General features: G+C 59.6%; 19 protein-coding genes. 4 read left to right on the plus strand and 15 right to left on the minus strand.

What is annotated here, in order from left to right:
• Positions 1-136 precede the first annotated feature (136 nt).
• Positions 137-688 carry a GspH/FimT family protein gene (locus tag MU846_RS14785; RefSeq protein ID WP_371738957.1) on the plus strand — a complete coding sequence of 184 codons (552 nt, stop codon included), beginning with the start codon at positions 137-139 and terminating at the stop codon, positions 686-688.
• A 23-nt stretch (positions 689-711) separates the two neighbouring features.
• Here MU846_RS14785 and MU846_RS12335 read toward each other — a convergent pair whose 3' ends face one another.
• The 11 genes from MU846_RS12335 to murJ form a co-directional block, all read right to left on the minus strand.
• Positions 712-4,212 (minus strand): PilC/PilY family type IV pilus protein, encoded by a 3,501-nt coding sequence (locus MU846_RS12335; RefSeq protein WP_246953175.1) that lies wholly within the window; start codon positions 4,210-4,212, stop codon positions 712-714.
• Entirely contained in the window at positions 4,212-4,760 is a 549-nt protein-coding gene (locus MU846_RS12340; protein ID WP_246953177.1) for a PilX N-terminal domain-containing pilus assembly protein, read from the minus strand. Before MU846_RS12340 ends, MU846_RS12335 begins: the two co-directional genes overlap by 1 nt.
• Entirely contained in the window at positions 4,757-5,470 is a 714-nt protein-coding gene (locus MU846_RS12345) for a PilW family protein (RefSeq protein WP_246953179.1), read from the minus strand. Before MU846_RS12345 ends, MU846_RS12340 begins: the two co-directional genes overlap by 4 nt.
• The gene (gene pilV / locus MU846_RS12350) at positions 5,467-6,015 is read right to left on the minus strand and encodes a type IV pilus modification protein PilV (RefSeq protein WP_246953182.1); all 549 of its coding nucleotides are present in this window, start codon (positions 6,013-6,015) and stop codon (positions 5,467-5,469) included. The genes MU846_RS12345 and pilV overlap by 4 nt, the downstream gene beginning before the upstream one ends.
• Entirely contained in the window at positions 6,009-6,503 is a 495-nt protein-coding gene (locus MU846_RS12355; RefSeq protein WP_246953184.1) for a GspH/FimT family protein, read from the minus strand. The genes pilV and MU846_RS12355 overlap by 7 nt, the downstream gene beginning before the upstream one ends.
• 130 nt (positions 6,504-6,633) lie before the next feature.
• Complete coding sequence (gene ispH, locus MU846_RS12360) at positions 6,634-7,566, minus strand: 4-hydroxy-3-methylbut-2-enyl diphosphate reductase (RefSeq protein ID WP_246953186.1); 933 nt, start codon at positions 7,564-7,566, stop codon at positions 6,634-6,636.
• 130 nt (positions 7,567-7,696) lie between these two features.
• Entirely contained in the window at positions 7,697-8,170 is a 474-nt protein-coding gene (locus tag MU846_RS12365; protein ID WP_246953188.1) for an FKBP-type peptidyl-prolyl cis-trans isomerase, read from the minus strand.
• Positions 8,163-8,672 carry a signal peptidase II gene (gene lspA / locus MU846_RS12370; RefSeq protein WP_246953190.1) on the minus strand — a complete coding sequence of 170 codons (510 nt, stop codon included), beginning with the start codon at positions 8,670-8,672 and terminating at the stop codon, positions 8,163-8,165. Before lspA ends, MU846_RS12365 begins: the two co-directional genes overlap by 8 nt.
• Positions 8,665-11,493, minus strand: a complete 2,829-nt coding sequence (gene ileS / locus MU846_RS12375) for an isoleucine--tRNA ligase (protein ID WP_246953192.1) — start codon at positions 11,491-11,493, stop codon at positions 8,665-8,667. Before ileS ends, lspA begins: the two co-directional genes overlap by 8 nt.
• A 15-nt stretch (positions 11,494-11,508) precedes the next feature.
• Entirely contained in the window at positions 11,509-12,462 is a 954-nt protein-coding gene (gene ribF, locus MU846_RS12380) for a bifunctional riboflavin kinase/FAD synthetase (protein WP_246953194.1), read from the minus strand.
• Between the two features lie 51 nt (positions 12,463-12,513).
• On the minus strand, positions 12,514-14,085 hold the full coding sequence (murJ, locus tag MU846_RS12385; RefSeq protein WP_246953196.1) for a murein biosynthesis integral membrane protein MurJ: 1,572 nt from the start codon (positions 14,083-14,085) through the stop codon (positions 12,514-12,516).
• A 209-nt stretch (positions 14,086-14,294) separates the two neighbouring features.
• Here murJ and rpsT point away from each other — a divergent pair, with 209 nt between their 5' ends.
• Positions 14,295-14,567, plus strand: coding sequence for a 30S ribosomal protein S20 (gene rpsT / locus MU846_RS12390; protein WP_246953198.1), 273 nt, complete (start codon positions 14,295-14,297; stop codon positions 14,565-14,567).
• A gap of 576 nt (positions 14,568-15,143) precedes the next feature.
• Positions 15,144-15,668, plus strand: a complete 525-nt coding sequence (locus tag MU846_RS12395; RefSeq protein ID WP_246953201.1) for a cytochrome b — start codon at positions 15,144-15,146, stop codon at positions 15,666-15,668.
• Between the two features lie 304 nt (positions 15,669-15,972).
• Here the strand turns inward: MU846_RS12395 and proB are convergent, their stop codons facing one another.
• The 4 genes from proB to rplU all read right to left on the minus strand — a co-directional run bounded on the left by proB (position 15,973) and on the right by rplU (position 19,064).
• A complete protein-coding gene (proB, locus tag MU846_RS12400; protein ID WP_246953203.1) occupies positions 15,973-17,091 on the minus strand; it encodes a glutamate 5-kinase in 1,119 nt (372 codons plus the stop codon).
• 17 nt (positions 17,092-17,108) lie between these two features.
• Positions 17,109-18,314 (minus strand): Obg family GTPase CgtA, encoded by a 1,206-nt coding sequence (gene cgtA, locus MU846_RS12405; protein WP_246953206.1) that lies wholly within the window; start codon positions 18,312-18,314, stop codon positions 17,109-17,111.
• A gap of 150 nt (positions 18,315-18,464) precedes the next feature.
• Positions 18,465-18,725, minus strand: coding sequence for a 50S ribosomal protein L27 (gene rpmA, locus MU846_RS12410; protein WP_246953207.1), 261 nt, complete (start codon positions 18,723-18,725; stop codon positions 18,465-18,467).
• A gap of 27 nt (positions 18,726-18,752) precedes the next feature.
• The gene (rplU, locus tag MU846_RS12415) at positions 18,753-19,064 is read right to left on the minus strand and encodes a 50S ribosomal protein L21 (RefSeq protein ID WP_246953209.1); all 312 of its coding nucleotides are present in this window, start codon (positions 19,062-19,064) and stop codon (positions 18,753-18,755) included.
• Between the two features lie 463 nt (positions 19,065-19,527).
• Between rplU and MU846_RS12420 the strand changes: the two genes are divergently transcribed.
• A complete protein-coding gene (locus MU846_RS12420) occupies positions 19,528-20,508 on the plus strand; it encodes a polyprenyl synthetase family protein (protein ID WP_246953211.1) in 981 nt (326 codons plus the stop codon).
• The last annotated feature ends 28 nt before the right edge of the window (positions 20,509-20,536 follow it).

A 20,536-nucleotide genomic window follows, 5' to 3' on the forward strand; every position in this document is an offset into this window, starting at 1 on the left:
CCCAAATTAAGTCATTGCTTACAAAAAATAGAGGCAACCGCTGACATAATTTTAACTTTATGGCTGACAGCAGGCACTGCTTGGCTTCGCTAAGGTGTGAGGCTCCAACCGGATACCATTACAGCGCGCGGCCATCATGGACACATCTCCTTCTCCCTTTGCATCTCGGCGTGCCCCGCATACATCCGCTGCCGGCTTCACCTTAAGCGAGCTCCTGGTGTGCCTGCTCCTTGCCAGCACACTCGCTATCGCTGCAACCTCAACACTCTCCAGATTTGCGGCAGAACAGCGCCTAATCAGTGCCAGCAATGACCTTCTGACTCTAATGCGGCTGGCGCGCGGGGAGGCAATGACCAGCGGGCCCATACTGTTATGCGACCACAATCACGCATGCACGCGATTTGAAACCACACAAAATCTGGCCGTCTTGCGAGCGAGTAACACACCACCTCACATGGAACCCGAGGCAGGTCGCCCGCCACTGGCTTTACTCACGCTTCCACCCGACGTGCATGTTTCCTGGCGCCGCTTTCGCGGGAACGCCTTGCTCTTTCATCGTAACGGCATTCTGCACTTTCAGAACGGGCATTTCCTTATCTGCAATCGGCACGCCAGCAGGCGCATCGTCATGAATTGGGCGGGCCGCCCCAGAGTTGAGAGCGGCGGGAGCGCCGCTCCATGCCCTTGACGCCCGCCCTCTCTCTGCATCGCTCACTCAGGTGCAAGCGGGATAAGATCCGCTTCCTGCGGCTTCAGCGCGTACCAGCTACCACGACGCATGCCTGTCGCGCCGATAGAGTCGCCGCCGACCACCTCGGTGCCAACAATAAGGGCCATGTCTTCCCCTCCACTTAGCCAAGTAGGCGTCGGCGCCAAGGTATCTTGCTCCAACTTTACCCGCCTCGTAGAAGAATCAATATCGACTCCCGGGAAGGCACCAGCACTTCCCGTCACCAGATCCATTATATAAAGATAAGTGGTGCCCATCCGAACAGCACAGGGGTTTTCTTCCAGCTGATCGCCACCCGGCTGGTATGTCGTGAAGAAAACGTGGTTAGAAAATACCGTCGAAGCCGCCGTCACTTTCTCTCCCGCGTCTGGCAGCGCTATCTTCCAACCCGTCGATGCCGTGGTTGGTGTTGTGTTGCCCGGAACAGTGATCAAGTCCGTAAAACTCAGAGTTGCTGGCGCTTCGCCCAGCGGAGCCGTGCTATCCCGGAGAACAAAGAAATAATCGTCAACCGACTCGTCGAGCGGGTGAGCTCGATAACCAGAGCCGATAGTTATATACAGATGTGCTTTGCCTTGTTCATCCTGCACATAAGCGACAGCAGGCGGATAAAAGAAGCGCCGGTTAGCATCACTGGCACCACCAGACAATGTAGCAATTTTATGAACCGCAGAGTCTGTAACATCTTCGTCGTTGAGATCAACCCGCCAGAGCTGTCCGCCCAAGTCTCCGAAATAAAGATGATCGGCAACCCCATCGAAATTTAAATCAACAACGGAAATATCGGTGGGTATCGCCCACCGCATATCCGAGACGGTCGTGTGTTTATTGCCGGTACCGGCGCTCCCCGCAGACCATAAAAGTGTACCCGTCAACGCATCGACCACGTAGACCATGTTACCCATCGCATCCTGACTGTTCGATCGTGCATCGCCCTGCCGGTGATCGTGATCTTCCGGGCTATATCCACCGCCAAAAACCAGAACCGGCTTTGGTGATCCATCGACCATTACCTGGGTAAGTGTGGGCTGAGACCATGTCTGCCCCAAGCGCTGAAAGCCCGCTTGGCCACGATCAATCTGCCACAGCATCTTTGGACGATTACGGTTTGTTACATCCAAGCCAAAATAGGAGGTTCCACCGCGACGCATTCCGCCATAAAGATAGACGGCCGCCGGCGGAGACGACGGCCTCGCCCCCGGGCGCCGCCAAGATGTCCAGGAACCATCCAGGCCATAGATTTGCCGGATATTGTCGTCCGTCAGCCCTGGGCGGTTTATAGTGAATCGATTAGCCTGGCTCATAAAGACATGCGGCATCCAGGAAAAATATTCCTCACCATTACGAGAGTCAATGGCATGCAACATGCCATCGTTGCCCGACAGGAAAACCACGTTGTTCTCGCTATTGTTCCCATAGTTGACCAAGACCGGCTGGCTATGTAACGGATCACCCCATAGCGTCGCAAGGCGTGATTTGAGCAGCTCCAGATCAGCCTCATTTGCGTCTTCACTGAGACCATACAGGACAGGATTATTGTCATTCTCCCAATCCAGTTCTCGCATGTTGCCACTGGCATCTGTATAAAATAAGCGACGTCCTTCCAACTGTGCACGCGCCCCGCCCTTACGAACATCGGGCCCGTCATCTTCGTCAGACCAGAAACTGCGTGACTCCTCTTTGAAGAACGCGGTAGTCGGGTCTACCGCATCGCGGTTGAAAGCGTCCCGAATCGCATTATTCACCAAGCGATATCGCTTCATGTTTCCTTCCCAATAGCTGGATTCTCTTGGCTCGAATACGGCGTAATAAAGTTGATCAAGATGCTCCAGACGATTCATCTGGTTAACCGCTACACCAGGAGAAGAAAAAGTGCGGGAATTCTCTGAAATCAGATCAATAATATTGGCAAATGCCCTGATCAACTCTTCGCTATCGTCTGCGTTTATCGTTCCATCCACGCCATCCGTAGAAACTTTTCGCATAGCGGACTCGTTATTGCCCATGTAAAGGCCAATATTATAGGTTTTTACTTCTCGGCCCTTGGCGTTAGTGCTCTTGGAAAGATACTTTGAAATCTGCTCCTGACAGGAGTAGGAACCGCTGTTACCACAGTTCACAAAACCCTGATTACCTGGTTTGTCATTGGCACTCGGCGCACCATCAGTAAAAAGAATAACATGGTTACTCTCACACTGGTTTTGCATATTCATAGGCGAGACATACTTGCCATCGCTTATAATCGGAACGTCTTTCGCACAGTATTCCTCCAGATCACATTCTTCCCGATACTGTGCTTCGCGCTGATAGTATTGCTCATCACGAACAAAATAGGCGTTTTCTCTTACGTAAAACTGTTCAACTCGCTGCCGGAAGCGGCCTTCTCGAACCTCACACGTCCAAGTTCTTCTCCATTCACCAAACAAGCACCTCGAACCGAATGGGATCCCACCGACACATTCTTCATGCTCCCTTCTTACCTGCTCGAAATGTCGCTGGTTAATTATAGGGCAATTCGTATTATTCGCCCCCTCTCGAGTCACCCTCCACTCTGTCCAACCAATGTACTCACAGGTAGGGAGGGAGTCGTCACAAATTTCGGTCGTAGGATTACTCCATGCACCAAACTCGCGCTTGCAGGTTTCCGGGTTGCTCAAATCGCAAGTTCCCTCTATGGCGACCCAATCACCGAAATCGACACTACAGGTCTCTTGGCTGGTGTCACACGCACCCGGTATGGGCTGCCAGTCACCGACATACTCCACCTTGCAAGAGGGATCGTTGAGATTACAGGCCCCTTCAATCGGCACCCATTCGCCCCAACCATCAAATACATCCCGGCATCCCACCTCTCGAGTTGCCGTTTCCACACAAATGCTGTTCTGCTGCCCGTTCTGGCTCGTGCCATACATCGGACTCATGCCCATCATGTATCGGGCCGCCTCGGCGTAGGCACGGCCCGTGGGCGTATCCCCAACCGGCTGCGAGCCAGCATAAGGGCCGGATGAAGCCTCTCCTGCATCATTTAACCGGTCAATTTCTCTGGAGAATGCCGGTCGGGTTGCGTCATTGACTTCCGTTACCGGTATCAGCACCCTGCCGCCGATCTGGCCTTGGCCACCACTGCTTCTGGTAATATCCGGAACACGGTAATTAAAGCGCCCCAAGCCGATCCTGACGCCATCTGGCGTGTTCTCCAGAACATCACGCAATGCATTTTGAAGGATATTAATACGCCGGTTCTCTGCGTTGCTGCACCAGGTTGCGTTATGACCCGACCCGCCGCCTAACTCATTTGCACAGAAGCGCATACTGCCGGAAGTATCGAGCATAATGAAAACATTCGCGACAGCCTCGTTCTGTTCGTTATCCGCTTTCGCTCGCGAAAAAAAGATCTCTGTATCATCAGCCAGCCCGGCAACCGGGAGGAGCATCATGCACAGGAAGAGAGAACCAACTCTTGAATAGAAGTTCTTCCGCATTATTGTATCTCCTGCACAGGTATCATTCCCCTGCGTAATATGTATTGCACATGCCGGTCAGCCAGCCCGTATCCCGGCATATCACCGTTCCCCTGAATCGCAATCTGGAAGTCACCAATAATGGCTCCCGGGCCGCCCGACATACTGACCTGATTGCCAGAAGCCGGGGAAAAGGCAACTGTTCGCGCACGCGCCTCTCCCTGTAACGCACCACGGCTATCCATAGTGGCATTATTATTGCAGGCCGAGGTTGTCCGCGCCCTGTCACTGTGCAGACACCAAACCAGTGTCTCACCATCAAAGAGTCCTTTGATCTCGTCGAAGGAAGCATCCGAGTTGTTCGCCTCGGAGATAAAAAACATGGCTTCTGCAATGGCAGACTCAGCCGCTTCGAATACCATTGCATCAAGCTGCGTTCCTAGAGCAATACGGGAAGAAACCGAACTAGTACGTAACGCAGCCGCACCGAGCACCGCTACGACCAGCAAGATTATCAATGCCATCAGAAGTGCGACGCCTTTTTCAGGCCTTCTTCTCATGCTTTTCATATCTGCTCCCAATCCATGCTCCTTAGCATGAATGTACTGGTGAAGATCCGCCGCAATACCTGGTCTTTCCCAGTGGTTATTTCCCTATCCAGGACATGCCAGGTCCGCTCTTCGTTAACAGGCAACGCATTGCTTTCCTCGGCCATGAGAATTGCCAAGCGGATTGCAACAACCGGGCGTGATACCCCTTGGGCGGCAGTAGCGTCCATGAAGCGGATCGGCCCAATTTCTCCATCGCCGGCCATATCCAAGCCGTACATGACTCGCATAGCCTCCACGCCCTCAACAAGCGCGACAGGATCTGCAGACAGGCTCCCATCACACATCAGCTCCCCGTTACCGTTAACAAAGTAGAGATTCGTAATAGTTACAGAGGTAGGGCTCACCGTACCCTGGCAGTCCTGATTGCCGTTGAACCGGACCGCAACCTGGTCTGAGGGGTCGCCATCATCACTGCCCCCCGCGCCGCCAAACACCACACCAGAGTAGCTCGGCAATGCCCCGCCACTGTAGCCGGCTTGCCGCATATCTGAGCCAATAAAGCGCAATACCAGCTGCCCATCGTCCATCACCCGGGAAGCAATCTGCTGTGTCATGAATAATTGCTGATTGGTAGTAAAAAGCTGGGTCGCCGCCAATATCACCAGTGCGCTCAGCAACATGGCGATCATCAGTTCGATCAAGGTCAATCCGCGCTGGTTTTGCATCATGGCCGCAGTGCCTCCAGCACAACGCAGTGATAGTCCGTGGCATCAGGAATATCGGGGTATTCCGCCAGACACTCCTCTGGCGTCATGTCCATCCAGGTTACAACTACACAGCTTGGTGAAGGCACCCCCCCACAATCATCGCTGGCCTGAACCATCCCGGCAGGCAAGCTATTGGCTGCTGCCCAGGCGAGCTGGGATATATCTGCCGCAGCTAACTGCTGCGGATCGCAGGCCGTATTGGTGCAGCCATCCGGGTAGTCCCCACCATAACTTTCGGGCTCGCTGGGCCAATTCGCTGCATCAAAATAATCCGCCAACGCATCAGGGTCGGCGTTAAGCAGGAGCCGCTCCAGAGCGTCACGCGCGATCAAGGCAGCGTGTGTGCGGTAAGAGGCCTCTTCAGCGCTCTGCAAGGCAAATAACTGCATTGCAGCGTAACCGAGCACACCCACAGCTATTACCAGCACCGCAACCAACACCTCTATCAACCCGACACCTTGTTGGTCTCGTTTGGCGAGCGAATACCTCGGGCTTGAGGTCAGCATGCCCCCCCCTCCACATTTACCCGACCGAGCGGAGTAACCTGAATTTCTCTGCCCTGCTCTGCACGGCACAATTCGAAGGAAATGGCTCCGTTATTAATGATCCCGCTGGAGCGAAACAGAACATCGCTATCCGGACCGGTAATGGTGACCGAACCAGACTTTGCTACAGTTACATCGCTTTCGACCGCCGGAGCGCCCGCAGGCCAGTCATAAATCACTTGCCAGCCCTTGGACCAGTCGTTATCGAGCGGCGAGAGTTTCACATCCACTCTCAACGTTACTGCCTGCGTTCGTGCGAGCGTGATGGCAGTAGCAAGGTCAGATGAAACAGAGCGAACATCTGAACTGATACGTATGGATCGAAATGATGGCACTGCGACAGCAGCGACGACTGCCGTAATAAGAACTACAGCGATGACTTCGACCAATCCGAAGCCGGCCTCGTTCCTCCCACTGCCCCACCCAACCGCTGTTAAACGCTTCGCCATGGTTGACGCCCACTTCTGGTGACCCAGAGGCCATCCTAACGGGCGGCAAAGCGGGCGCAATCTGACAGAAGACGGGCGGCAGAACGGCAGGGGCGGACGGTAAGAAACGAATTGCGAACAGCCTTTGGTGTCAACGCAACCCTTTCGGCATCGAAAACCGGATATTCTCCTCACGCCCCGCAAGCTCCACCGGCACCTGGCCACCGAGCGCCTGCAAGTGGCTGACCACTTGCTTCACCAACTCTTCAGGCGCGCTGGCGCCAGCGGTGACACCTACGGCGCGTTTGCCATCAAGCCAGGCGGCCTCGATCTGGCCGGGCTCATCGATCAGGTAGGCGGGGGTACCGCAGCGCTCGGCCAGTTCGCGCAGGCGGTTGGAGTTGGAGCTGTTGGGGCTGCCGACGACCAGCACCAGGTCGCATTCCAGCGCCAGCTGGCGCACGGCATCCTGGCGGTTGGTGGTGGCGTAGCAGATATCTTCCCGGCGCGGGCCGTGGATGGTGGGGAAGCGCGCGCGCAGGGCGTCGATCACGCGAGCGGTGTCGTCCACGGAGAGCGTGGTCTGGGTCACGAAAGACAGTTTGTCAGGGTTGCGCACTTGCAGGTTGGCAACATCCTGCTCGTCCTCCACCAGGTAAATGTCGCCGCCGTGGCTGCGGTCGTACTGGCCCATGGTGCCTTCCACTTCCGGGTGGCCGGCATGGCCGATCAGCACGCTTTCACGCCCTTCGCGGCTGTAGCGGATCACTTCCATATGCACCTTGGTGACCAGCGGGCAGGTGGCATCGAACACTTTCAGTTCACGCCGGCCGGCTTCGTTCTGCACGGCGCGGGAAACGCCGTGGGCGGAGAAGATCACGATGGCGTCATCGGGCACTTCGTCCAGTTCTTCGACAAATACCGCGCCGCGTGCGCGCAGGTCTTCCACCACAAAGCGGTTGTGCACCACTTCGTGCCGCACATAGACCGGCGGCCCGAATGTTTCCAGGGCACGGTTGACGATCTCGATGGCGCGATCCACCCCGGCGCAGAAGCCGCGCGGGTTGGCCAGACGGATTTCCATACAGCTCACCAGAGGTTGCGATAGCGAAAGGCCGCGAACGGCTATTGTACGCTGCCGGGCGCACGCGGGCGACTCACCAGCGAGCCGGGCGCGGCGAAGGCGAGTGAGCGCCTGCGCGCCCGGCGGGCAGTCAGTGACGCAGTGTGACGGGCTGCTCCGGCGCATCCAGGGCCACGTTGATGATTTCGACCTCGAAGGTGAGATCGCGGCCCGCCAGCGGGTGGTTGAAATCCACCGTGACCCAGTCGCCCTCCACGGCGGTGATGACACCGGGCAATTCTGCCTGGCTGGCATCGGCAAACTGCATCACCACGCCGGGGCTCAAATCAGTGTCATCATCGAACTGATCGGCGCGAAAGTGCTGCACATTTTCATCGTTGCGCGGCCCGAAGCCCTGGCTGGCCTCGATCACCACACTGCGGCGGTCGCCGGCTTTCAGGCCGAGGATGGCCCGCTCGAAGCCGGGCAGCAGCGATTCGTCGCCCCAGGAAAAGCTGGCCGGTTCGCCGGCAAAGGTGCTGTCGATCTCGGTGCCGTCCATCAGCCGCACGGCAAAATGCAGGGTGATGCGGCGCTGCGGCCCGGCGCGCAGGGGCTCAGTCATGGCGATGGCCTCCGAACAGCATGTCGATGATGATCAGCGCGGCGCCGACGGTGATGGCGCTGTCGGCAACATTGAACGCCGGAAAGTGCCAGCCGGCCCAGTGGAAATCCAGAAAATCCACCACATGGCCCAGCACAATGCGGTCCCATAAATTGCCCAGCGCACCGCCCAGTATCAGCGATAGTGCCGTGGCCACGACAGGCCCGTCGCGGCCGCGTAGCAGCCAGACGAGAATCACCACGCTGGCGACCACGGCGACGATGGAGAAAAACCAGCGTTGCCAACCGCCGGCACCGGCCAGAAAACTGAACGCCGCGCCTTCGTTATAGGCCAGGGTAATATTGAAAAACGGCAGCAGCTCGATTTGCTCATAAAGCCGCAACGAGCCAGCCACCAGCCCTTTTGTCCATTGATCCAGCAGCAACACGGCCAGTGCAATCCACAGCCAGTGCAGGCGCCGCCAGTCCAGGCTCTGGCTTGCTGCTTTCAGGGCATCAGGCATAGTGGCGCACCTCACCCGCTCCGTCGATGTTGTCTACGCAACGGCCGCACAGCTCCGGGTGGGCGGCGTGCTGGCCGATATCTTCACGGTGGTGCCAGCAGCGCACGCATTTGCTGTGTGGCGAGGCGGTGATCTGCACGCCCAGCCCCGGCACGGCGGAAGGCGCCAGCTCGGCCGGCATGGCGGAGAGCGGCGCCAGGGTGGCGGTCGATGTGATGGTCACGAAACGCAATTCATCGCCCAGTGCTTCCAGCAGTTTCTGCTTGGCTTCATCCACATACAGCACCGCATCAGCGGCCAGGTTGGCGCGCACGACCTTGTCGTTGCGGGCATCTTCGATGGCCTTGTTGACGGCCTGTTTGATTTGCTGCACTTGCTGCCAGAAGTGCGCGTTCATGGCGCTCTCTTGCGGCAGGCGAAACAGCCCGGTGTACCACTCGGCGACGAACACAGAAACGTCACGCTCGCCGGGCAGGTGCTGCCAGATTTCCTCAGCGGTGAAACTGAGAATCGGCGCCATCCAGCGCACCAGTGCTTCGCTGATGTGGTAGAGCGCTGTCTGGCAGGAGCGGCGGGCGCGCGACTCGGCCTGCGTGGTGTACTGCCTGTCCTTGATGATATCCAGATAGAAGCCACCCAGATCGACCAGACAGAAATGGTGGATGCGCTGATACACCTGATGAAACTGGAATTCATCAAACAGCGTGCGGATTTCTTCCTGCAATTCGGCGGCACGATCCACCACCCAGCGATCCAGCGCCAGCATGTCGTCCGGTTGCAGGGCATTTTCGGTGGGATCAAAGCCGTTCAGGTTGGCGAGCAGAAAGCGCGCTGTGTTACGGATGCGGCGATAAGCATCGCCCATCTGCTTGAGAATATTGTGCGACACACTCATCTCGCCACGATAATCCGTGGCGGCTACCCACAGGCGCAGGATATCCGCGCCCAGCGTGGAGGTGACTTCCTGCGGCGCTATCACGTTGCCCAGGGATTTCGACATTTTGCGGCCGGCTTCGTCTACCGTGAAGCCGTGAGTGAGCACAGTCTTGTAAGGCGGTGCATTGCGGATCGCCAGGCTGGTCAGTAAAGAGGACTGGAACCAGCCGCGATGCTGGTCGGAGCCTTCCAGATATACATCAGCCGGCACCTGCAACTCGGGCCGTTGCTCCAATACACAAAAATGCGTGACGCCGGAATCGAACCACACATCCAGCGTGTCGGTGACTTTCTGGTAGCGGCCCGCATCGGCCGCCAGGCCCTGCTCAGCCAGGAAAGCATCGCAATCGAGCGAGAACCAGGCTTCCACACCTTCCTGCTCGACCCGTTTTGCCACTGCCTCGATCAACCGTGGCGTTTCCGGGTGCGGCTCGCTGGTTTCACGGTCAACGAACAGCGCAATCGGCACGCCCCAGGTGCGCTGCCGCGAGATACACCAGTCCGGCCGATCCTTGAGCATACCTTCGATGCGCGCCTTGCCCCATTCGGGCACCCAGCGCACGTCGTCCACTGCTTTGTTGGCCAGGCCCTGCAAGCCGGCCCTGTTCATGCTGACAAACCATTGCGGCGTGGCGCGAAAGATCAGCGCTGTCTTGTGCCGCCAGCAATGCGGGTAGCTATGGGTAATTTTTGCCAGCGCGATCAGGTTGCCGTTTGCTTTCAACGCCTCGATGACCGGCTCGTTGGCTTTGTTGACATGCTGGCCACCGACGACGGGCGTGCTGTCGACAAACAGCCCGGAATCCAGCAATGGGCTATCGGTTTCCAGGCCGTAGCGCTGGCCCACGACAAAGTCATCCTGCCCGTGGCCGGGAGCGGTGTGCACTGCGCCGGTGCCGGCATCCGTGGTCACGTGCTCGCCAAGAATCACCGGCACTTGTGCGGGCAAGAACGGGTGCGCCAGCCGCATGTTCTCCAGTACCGCACCGGCAAACGGTTTGGAATGCACCACATCCGCCAGCCCGGCGCGCTCGGCGACGGCCTCCGCCAGTGCCTCGGCCACGATCAACGCACGCGGCCCGTTCTCGCTGGTGCCGCTGATGACGACATAATCCAGCTCCGGGTGCACCGCCACCGCCTTGTTGGCCGGCAGTGTCCACGGCGTGGTCGTCCAGATTGCTACCGCTGGCGCCGCGGCCTGTACGCCGGTGCGCTCGGCAAAATCGGCCGCATCCACCACCTGAAATGCTACGTCGATGGAATACGATTGCTTGTCCTGGTATTCCACTTCCGCCTCGGCCAGTGCGGAGCCGCAATCCAGGCACCAGTGCACCGGCTTGAAGCCTTTTTGCAAATGCCCGTTATCAACGATCTTGCCCAGCGCACGAATGATATTCGCCTCGAAGGCGTAATCCATCGTCAGGTAGGGGTTGTCCCAGTCACCAAAGATGCCAAGGCGGATGAATTCCTCACGCTGGCCATCGACCTGGCTGGCTGCGTAGCGGCGGCACTCTTCGCGGAAGGTGCGGGCGTCGACCTTTTGCCCCGCTTTGCCCACTTTCTGCTCCACCTTGTGCTCGATCGGCAGGCCGTGGCAGTCCCAGCCCGGCACATAAGGTGAATCAAAGCCGTTCAGCGTCTGCGATTTGACGATCATGTCCTTGATGATCTTGTTCAGCGCGTGGCCGATATGAATGCTGCCGTTGGCATAAGGAGGGCCGTCGTGCAGCACGAATTTCGGCCGGCCGGCAAAGCGTTCGCGGATGGCCTGATACAGATTGCTTTGTTGCCAGGCGGCCACTTGCTGCGGTTCACGCTGGGCCAGCCCGGCCTTCATCGGAAACGGCGTATCGGGCAGGTTCAGTGTGGCCTTGTAATCAGTCATGTCATCTCTCGGACGTTATTCGTCAACGTGGTCTGTTTCTGCTCGGGCAGCGAACCATTGCCGCGCCTGAGCGATGTCGCCGTGGATCGCTGTGCGCAGCGCCTCCAGGCCATCGAACTTCTGCTCCGGCCGAAGAAAATGCCGCAGCGATACTTCTATGTGGCGGCCATAAAGGTCGCCGGCAAAATCCAGCAGATGCACTTCCAGGCGCCAGTTTCGGCCCGCTACCGTCGGCCGGCAGCCCATATTGGCCACCGCCGGATGGTTCACCAGCCCGGCACCATTCACCGTCACCGCGAACACGCCACCCAATGGCACATGCAATTGCCGCAAGGGCAGATTGGCGGTGGGCACATCAATGGTGCGCCCCAGCTTGTCGCCGTGATGCACACGGCCGCTGATGCGATAGGGCCGGCCCAGGAGCGCCTCCGCTTGTGTCAGATTGCCTGCGGCAAGCGCGGCCCGCACACGGGTGCTGGACACACGCTCACCTTGATACTCGCATGTGGGCGAATCCTCTACCCCGAAGCCATACTCGGCACCCGCCTGTTGCAGGTAATCGAAATCGCCCTCGCGGCCGCTGCCGAAGCGGAAGTCGTCGCCGATCACAAGGTGCTGCACGTTAAGGCCATCCACCAGCAGGTCGCGCACGAAATCCGCCGCCAGCTGGCTGCTCAAGCGCGCATCAAAGCGCGCACAGAACACCTGATCCACACCCATCGCCGCCAGGGTGCACAGCTTGTCGCGCAGCGACATCAGCCGTGCAGGTGCCTGCGCCGGGTAAAAGAACTCGGCCGGCTGGGGCTCGAACAGCATCACCGTGCTGGTCAGCCCTCGCGCCTGCGCCTCCTGCTGCACCCGGCGCAGAATCATCTGGTGCCCAAGATGCACGCCATCGAAGTTGCCGATGGTGGCAACACAGCCCCGTTGCTGCCTGCGCAGATTGTGGATACCGCGTATCAGCTCCATTGCAGACCTTCTGGCAGACCTTCCGGATGAGTGAGCGCGGGATTATAGGGGTCAACGCCGCAAGTGACGAGGTCTCAACCCCAGTGCCAGCAGCGCCAGGGCATAGACCATGACGCCGCAGAATACCACGGCCAGCAACCAGAGGGCGCGCTGGCCGGCCAACCCAGCGAACCAGACATCCGTTTGCGCTGCCACCCACCAGATCGCCAGCGACATCACACCGCCTGCGCCAAGCAGCCGCAACAGCAGTGCTCCCCAGCCGGGCTGGGCACGATAGATGCCAGCCTGGCGCAGGCCATGCCAGAGCAGGCCCGCATTGAGCCAGGCAGAAAGCGCCGTGGCCAACGCCAGCCCCATGTGGCGCAAATGCCATACCAGTATCAGGTTGAACACCATGTTCGCGACCAGCGCGATGATGCCGATCTTGACCGGCGTGCGGGTATCCTGACGCGCAAAGAAACCCGGCGCCAATACCTTGATGAGCATGAACGCGACCACCCCGAACGCATAGGCGCGCAGCGACAGCGACGCCTGCCCCACATCATGCAGGGAAAATTCACCGTACAGGAACAGGCTCGCCAGCAGGGGCTCGCTGATCACTGCCAGCGCCAGCGCAGCGGGCAGCCCGACGATGAGGATCAACCGCAGCCCCCAATCCAGCGTGCGCGAAAAATGCTCCGGCGCATCCGCAGCGTGGGTTTTCGACAAACTCGGCAGGATCACCGTGCCGATGGCGATGGCAAACACACCCAGCGGCAGCTCCACCAGCCGATCGGAATAATAAAGCCAGGTAACACTGCCGGTTTCCAGCAGCGACGCCAGCACGGTATCCAGCAGCAAATTGATCTGGCTGACCGACACACCAAACAGCGCCGGCGCCATCAGCAGCATGATCTTCTTTACGCCAGGATCACGCCAGGCGACTTCAGGCCAGGGTAACAGGCCAAGGCGCGCCAGAAACGGCAACTGGAAGATCAGCTGAAGGATGCCCGCCGCCAGCACCCCCCAGGCCAGCGCCACCGCCATGCGCTGCTCGGCAAACAGCGGCGCCAGGCATAACGCCGCGGCAATCAGGCACAGATTCAGCAGCACCGGGGTAAACGCGGGCACGGCGAAACGGCCCCAGGTATTGAGGATGCTGCCGGCGAACGCCGTCAGCGAGATGAAAAAGATGTAGGGGAAAGTCAGCCGCAGCATTTCCACCGCCAGCTCGCGCTGTGCGCTCTCACCACCAAAGCCCGGTGCAAACACCGTGATCAGCAGCGGCGCGCCTACCACGCCAAGCACGGTGACCAGCACCAGCGCACTGCCAAGCGTGCCGGCCACCCGGTTGACCAGCGCCTGGGTGGCGGCCATCGAGCCACGCGTCTTGTACTCACTGAGCACCGGCACAAACGCCTGGTTGAACGCCCCCTCGGCAAACAGCCGGCGCAGGAAATTCGGTATGCGGAACGCGACAAAGAACGCATCGGTGCCGGCCGAAACACCCAGCAGGCGTGCCAGCACCACATCGCGCACCAGCCCCAGCACACGCGAGAGCAGCGTCATGCTGCTGACCACCAGCGTCGAGGCCAGCAGGCTGCTGCGCGGGCGGTGGGTTCCAGATTGTGCCGGCTCGCTCATGGTGCCTCCCTCAGACCGCGCAAGCGTAGCGATTCGCTGGCTGTAGCGCCACAACATGCGCCTTGCCATTGACATCGGCCCGGCTCATGGGCATAGTTGCGCGTCTTCCCGGAGGGTGTGGCACTTTACAACGCTGCGCCAGCCACTGAAAACGGTGCACAGCACGGTTTTCAGGTGATGATCACCCAATTTTCGACAGGAGCAGGACCTTGGCTAACTCACCGCAAGCGCGAAAGCGTGCTCGCCAGGCGGAGAAGCGTCGTCAGCACAACGCAGCAATGCGCTCTATGGTGCGGACCTACCTCAAGAAGGTAAACGCTGCCATTGCGTCCGGTGACCAGCAGTCCGCTCAGGCAGCGTACCAGACGGCTGTATCGGTCCTGGACAAGGCAACCCGTAAAGGCAAGTTTCACCCGAACAAAGCAGCTCGCCACAAGAGCCGCCTGAACGAGAAGATCAAGGCACTGGGTGCAGCCGCTTGAGGCGACATCCAACCTGATCAGGAAAAACCGGCTGCCATGGCCGGTTTTTTTATGTCAGCCTGACTCCCGCACCCAACTTCGCAGGGCTCCGCCACCGCCCATTTTGGCAGGCTTGTCGATAGCTCGCGCCTTCCAATCCTATGCTGGCACTTTCTGCTGCTTCCCGCTGCTTTCCGCTGCTTTACGACACCTGGCCCGCCTTCCATCCGCTCGATCCCCTAAAGACTCCCGGAATCGGCCCTTCCACCCGCCAGCTATGGCCATGATCAAACCGCGCTAGCGGCCGACAATCTTACCGCACCGACCACCATCTGGCCGACAGCAAGGCGCCCTGGTGCCCATGCCAAGCTTGGCCTGGCTTGGCCATACATGATGAGAAAAAAGCCCTTGAGGCATTGCAGCTGACCACCAGACGCCTCTTCAACTCATAAACAGCTTGACGCCTGCGCGCTATCAACTACAGCGGCAAAGTAATCCCCCGCCACACTATAACTATGCTGCGGTAGCAAGATGCGGCCTGGTATTGCATGATACATTTCGCTTCAAATCACCATGGATAAAAAACGGGAGCAGCACATGAGCGGCGACTCAAAAGAACGTTACGGCAGTATTTCTCGGCTTTTTCACTGGGGTATGAGCTTTCTGATTGGCTGGCAGTTGCTGAAATTCTTTGATCGCATCGCGGACGGCGAACACTGGGTAGGTGAAACGCTGGTGCCCTGGCACATATCCATCGGCTCGCTGCTGCTTGTACTGGTGCTGCTGCGTATCCTGTGGGCGGCACGGCAGAGAAATAATCGCCCCGAGCAAGATCCCGCCACCGCCTTTCTGGTGAAGGCGGGGCATTTCCTGCTTTATGCCGGCATGGTGGCCATGCCGATCACCGGGGTGATGTACATGATCGGCAGCGGCTATGGCTGGCAGCCGTTCGGCATTGAGCTGGCTGCTCGCAATGGCGAGGAAATCGCCTGGATGGCGAGCGTCGGCAGCCTGCACTCGCCGATTGCCTGGCTGTTGACCATTCTGATCGCTGGCCATATCGGCATCACATTGCTGCATCACTTCGTGAAGAAGGATGGCGTACTGCGGCGCATGCTCTGAGATCATTCGCCGCTTTCGGACGCTGCACCTGGGCAACGCTGCGGCAACTCTTCCGGTTAATGAGATTGCCTGGATTTGCTCAAATGCCCGTCAGGGCTGGCTGAGTTTCAATTCTAGATGAGCCCGGCTGGCCTGACATGCCGGGCTCACCATGCCCGGCAAGCCAGCCTTCCTGCCAAGGTGACTCCGGCCTGGCCCTCAAAGGGTTCTCCAGACACTTTCAAGGCAGTCTCCAAGACTCTCCAGACGCTCGTCAGGCGCTCTTCAGGCACTCCAAGACTCACCAAGCCCTCGCCAGGCACCCTCAAAGCACCACCAGATTATCCCGGTGGATCAATTCTTCTTCGTTCCGGTAGCCCAGAACAGCCTCGATCTCGCTACTTTTCTTGCGGCGAATCAATGCTGCCTCTTCGTGATCGTAGTTCACCAACCCGCAGGCGATACGCCGCCCCTGCTGATCTTCGCAGGCCACCATTTCACCTCGGGAAAAGCGCCCGTGCACGGCCAGCACGCCCACCGGCAGCAGGCTCGAACCTGCTTCGCGCAGGCGCTGCACGGCGCCGTCATCCAGCACCAGCCGCCCACGCATCTGCAAATGCCCGGCCAGCCACTGCTTGCGGGCGTTATAGGCCGACGTATCCGGCAGCAGCGTGGTGCCTGGCGCCTCGCCAGCGGCCAGCGCCGCCAGCACTTCCGGGCTGCGTCCGCTGGCAATGGTGGTGCAGGCACCGCTGCGAGCCGCCAGCCGGGCGGCACGCACTTTGGTGATCATGCCACCACGGCCGAGCCCTGAGCCGGAGTCGCCGGCCACTTCCATCAGCCGTGGCTCGGAGGCACGCGCTTCGCGAATCAGCGGCGCGCTCGGATCCTGGCGGGGGTCACGCTCGAACAGCCCGCTCTGGTCGGTCAGGATAACCAGCCGATCAGCCACCACCAGATTGGCCACCAGCGCAGCCAGCGTGTCGTTGTCACCAAAGCGGATTTCATCGGTGACCACGGTGTCGTTCTCATTCACCACAGGCACCACATCGAGCCCCAGCAGTGTCAGCAAGGTCGAGCGCGCATTCAGATAACGGGTACGATGGGAAAGGTCATCGTGCGTCAGTAGCACCTGCGCGGTCAGCAGGCCGTGCACCTGGAAACGGGATTCCCACGCCTGCACCAGCCCCATCTGCCCGACCGCTGCGGCGGCCTGCAACTCATGCACGGATGCCGGGCGGCTGGCCCAGCCCAGACGGCGCACGCCTTCCGCCACAGCGCCAGATGAGACGACCACCACCTCGATGCCTTGCTGTCGCAAGGCCACCATCTGATCCACCCATGCCTGCATCAATACCAGATCCAGGCCTTGGCCATTATTGGTCAGCAGGGCGCTGCCGATCTTGATGACCCAGCGTGCCGTGGCCTTGTTGTCGCCGCTCATGCTCGTCCTGTGAATTGCTATGGCTTGTATATGATTTCGACGTCGTGATCGTCGTCGTCAAAATCGTCATCATCGTCGCCGAGATCCTGCGCTGCGAGCCTTGCCAGTCGCGCCTCTGCCTTGATCAACTGCACTCGCTCCCGTGCCTCGCGCTCCAGCCGCTCACGCAGCGCCTGCTGTTCGACGGCATAATCGGGATCTTCCTGCTCGCGCAGGCGGCGCTCCTCGATGGCGTTCATCAATGCAAATGCCAACTCTTTGGTGCCGGTGCCCGTCGCGGCGGAAATCTGGAATACCGGGCCATCCCACCCGAGCTGCTCGGTGATCTGCCGGCAAAGCGCATCACGCTGCTCTTCGGGAATGAGATCAAGCTTGTTCAGAACCAGCCAGCGCTCCTGATCCGCCAGGGCTGGGGAAAACTCTTCCAGCTCACCCACGATCGCCCGGGCGTGCTCGACCGGATCACCGCCATCCAGCGGCGCAACATCCAGCACATGCAGCAATAGCCGCGTGCGCGCCAGGTGCTTCAGAAACCGCACACCCAGCCCCGCTCCTTCTGCGGCGCCTTCGATCAGGCCGGGGATATCCGCCATCACGAAACTGCGATAACGATCCACCTTCACCACACCCAGCTGCGGCACCAGAGTGGTGAAGGGATAATCGGCCACTTTCGGCTTGGCCGCGGATACCGCGCGAATCAGCGTGCTCTTGCCCGCGTTGGGCATGCCCAGCAAGCCGACATCTGCCAGCACTTTCAATTCCAGCCGCAGCTGCCGCGATTCACCCGGCGTGCCTTTGGTGGTCTTGCGAGGCGCCCGGTTGATGCTGCTCTTGAAATGCACGTTGCCAAGGCCGCCCCGGCCGCCCCGCGCCACCATCACGCGCTCGCCATGGCGGGAAAGATCTGCCAGCACTTCGTCGATCTGGCCATCCAGCACGGTGGTGCCCAGCGGCACTCTCAACACGATATCCTCGGCCGATTTGCCAGTGCGCTGCCGGCCCTGCCCGGCCTCGCCGTTGCGGGCGCGGAACAGCCTTTCGTAGCGGTAATCCACCAGCGTATTGAGGTTGCTGTCTGCTTCCAGCCACACACTGCCGCCCGCACCGCCGTCGCCGCCGTCAGGCCCGCCGAATTCGATATATTTTTCACGACGGAAACTCAGGCAGCCGTCACCGCCCTTGCCGGCGTGCACGACGATGGTGGCTTCATCTACAAACTTCATGGCGCTCGCCCCTCGGGGCGCTCCTTCGTTGTTGCCTGTACCGGTTCGAGTCTACGCCAGCACCCGCTGGTGCTGAATACCCCGGCCCTTGAAACCAAAAAGGCCCCGGCGGTGTTACCCGGCGGGGCCTTGTCGGCGGTGACCCTTGCCTCAGGCAACCGGCTCGATGGTCACGAACTTGCGGTTCTCGGGGCCTTTCACCAGAAACTTCACCCGGCCTTCGGCGGTGGCGAAGATGGTGTGGTCGCGGCCCAGGCCAGTGTTCTCACCGGAATGGAACTTGGTGCCGCGCTGCCGCACGATGATTTCGCCCGCTTTCACGAGCTGGCCGCCATAACGCTTCACGCCAAGGCGTTTGCTTTCTGAATCGCGACCGTTGCGGGTACTACCGCCAGCTTTTTTGTGTGCCATTGTTCAATACCTCTCACTGTGCCCGGATCAGGCGGTGATACCTGTGATCTTCACTTCCGTGAACCACTGACGGTGGCCCTGCTGCTTGCGCGAATGCTTGCGGCGGCGGAACTTGATGATCTTGATCTTCTTGTGGCGGCCTTGCGACACCACTTCGGCGGTCACTTTGGCGCCGGAAACCAGCGGCTGGCCAACGGTGATATCGTCGCCGTTGGCGACCAGCAATACTTCACCGAACTCCAGGGCATCGCCCTCGCCGGCTTCGATTTTCTCGATGCGCAGCAGATCGCCTTCTTCCACACGATACTGCTTGCCACCGGTCTTGATGACTGCGTACATAATTGCACTGACTCCGAGCGGGTCCCCGGTGGCGAGGCATGCTGCCGATCTGGCAAACACGGCGCTACTTGGTAGCCACGACGACGGTTTTTCATATAACCCCGGCCAACAGGCAGAGGTCGGGCTTTAGGGCGGCGAATTCTACGCCATTGGCCCCCCGATTGCCAAGCCCGCACCGGTTCCTTTGCACCAAGCCGCTGATTTGCCGGCTTTCCTTGACTCAGCGCCCCTCACTGTTAGCATTGCCGCGACCGCGCCTCAGGAATTTTGACCCTTCTTCCCTGCACTGCTGGCTCGCGGGGCGCTTCGCATACAGGCTGTTTTCGCTGGCCTGGCAAGCCACGCCGGGGAGCATCCGGCCTGCGCGAGGCACCCACAGGGCACAGCGGGGCAAGATCGGCCCAGGGCTTCCCGAGCGGTGCGCGGCGCTTTCTCCACGGGCCTCACTGGATACACACGCCTCATGGACTTCAAAGCCATCTCCGCCCCCGTCGCGGACGATTTCGATGCCGTCAACCGTTTCATCCAGACGCACCTGGACTCCAGCGTGCCGATGATCCGTGAGGTGGGGGAATACATCATTGAAGGCGGCGGCAAGCGGCTGCGCCCTCTGGTGTGCTTGCTCAGTGCCCGCGCCAATGGCTACCAGGGCGAGCATCACATCGATATTTCCGCGGTAATCGAATTCCTGCACACGGCCACGCTACTGCACGACGATGTTGTCGACGAATCGAACATGCGCCGGGGCCGGCCGACGGTGAATGCCGTGTGGGGCAACGCCGCCAGCGTGCTGGTAGGGGACTTTCTGATTTCCCGCGCATTCCAGCTACTGGTGCAGGTCGGCCATCCGGTGCTGCTGGATATTCTCTCGCTGAGCACCAACATCATTTCCGAGGGCGAGGTATTGCAGCTGATCAACTGCCGCGACCCGGATACAACGGAAGAACGCTACATGCGGGTGATCCATCACAAGACCGCAAAAATGTTCGAATCTGCGGCACAAACCGGTGCGGTACTTGGCGCGGACGGTGCGGATGCGACGGAGTGGGCAAAGCAGGTCTTTGGTGATTATGGCCGCCACATGGGTATCGCTTTTCAGTTGATCGACGACGTGCTCGATTACACAGGCGATGCCGCCGCACTGGGCAAGAACGTGGGCGATGATCTTGCCGAAGGCAAGCCGACCCTGCCGCTGATCTACACCATGCGCGACGGCACCCCTGCCCAGGCCACGCTGATCCGGGATGCCATTCGCACCGGTGGCCTCGACCGGCTCGACGAGATCATCGAAACTGTGCAGCAAGTAGGCGGCCTGGAATATACACGCCAGATCGCGCAGCAACACACCGCCGAGGCGCTCAAGGCGCTCGACACCGTGCCTGACTCACCCTATCGACAGGCGCTGGAACAACTGGCCCGCGAGGCCGCAGCGCGAGAATATTGATATCCGCCTGCTACACAAGCCATCCTGG

Source organism: Alcanivorax quisquiliarum, assembly GCF_023051175.1.
Taxonomy (GTDB): Bacteria; Pseudomonadota; Gammaproteobacteria; order Pseudomonadales; family Alcanivoracaceae; genus Isoalcanivorax; species Isoalcanivorax quisquiliarum.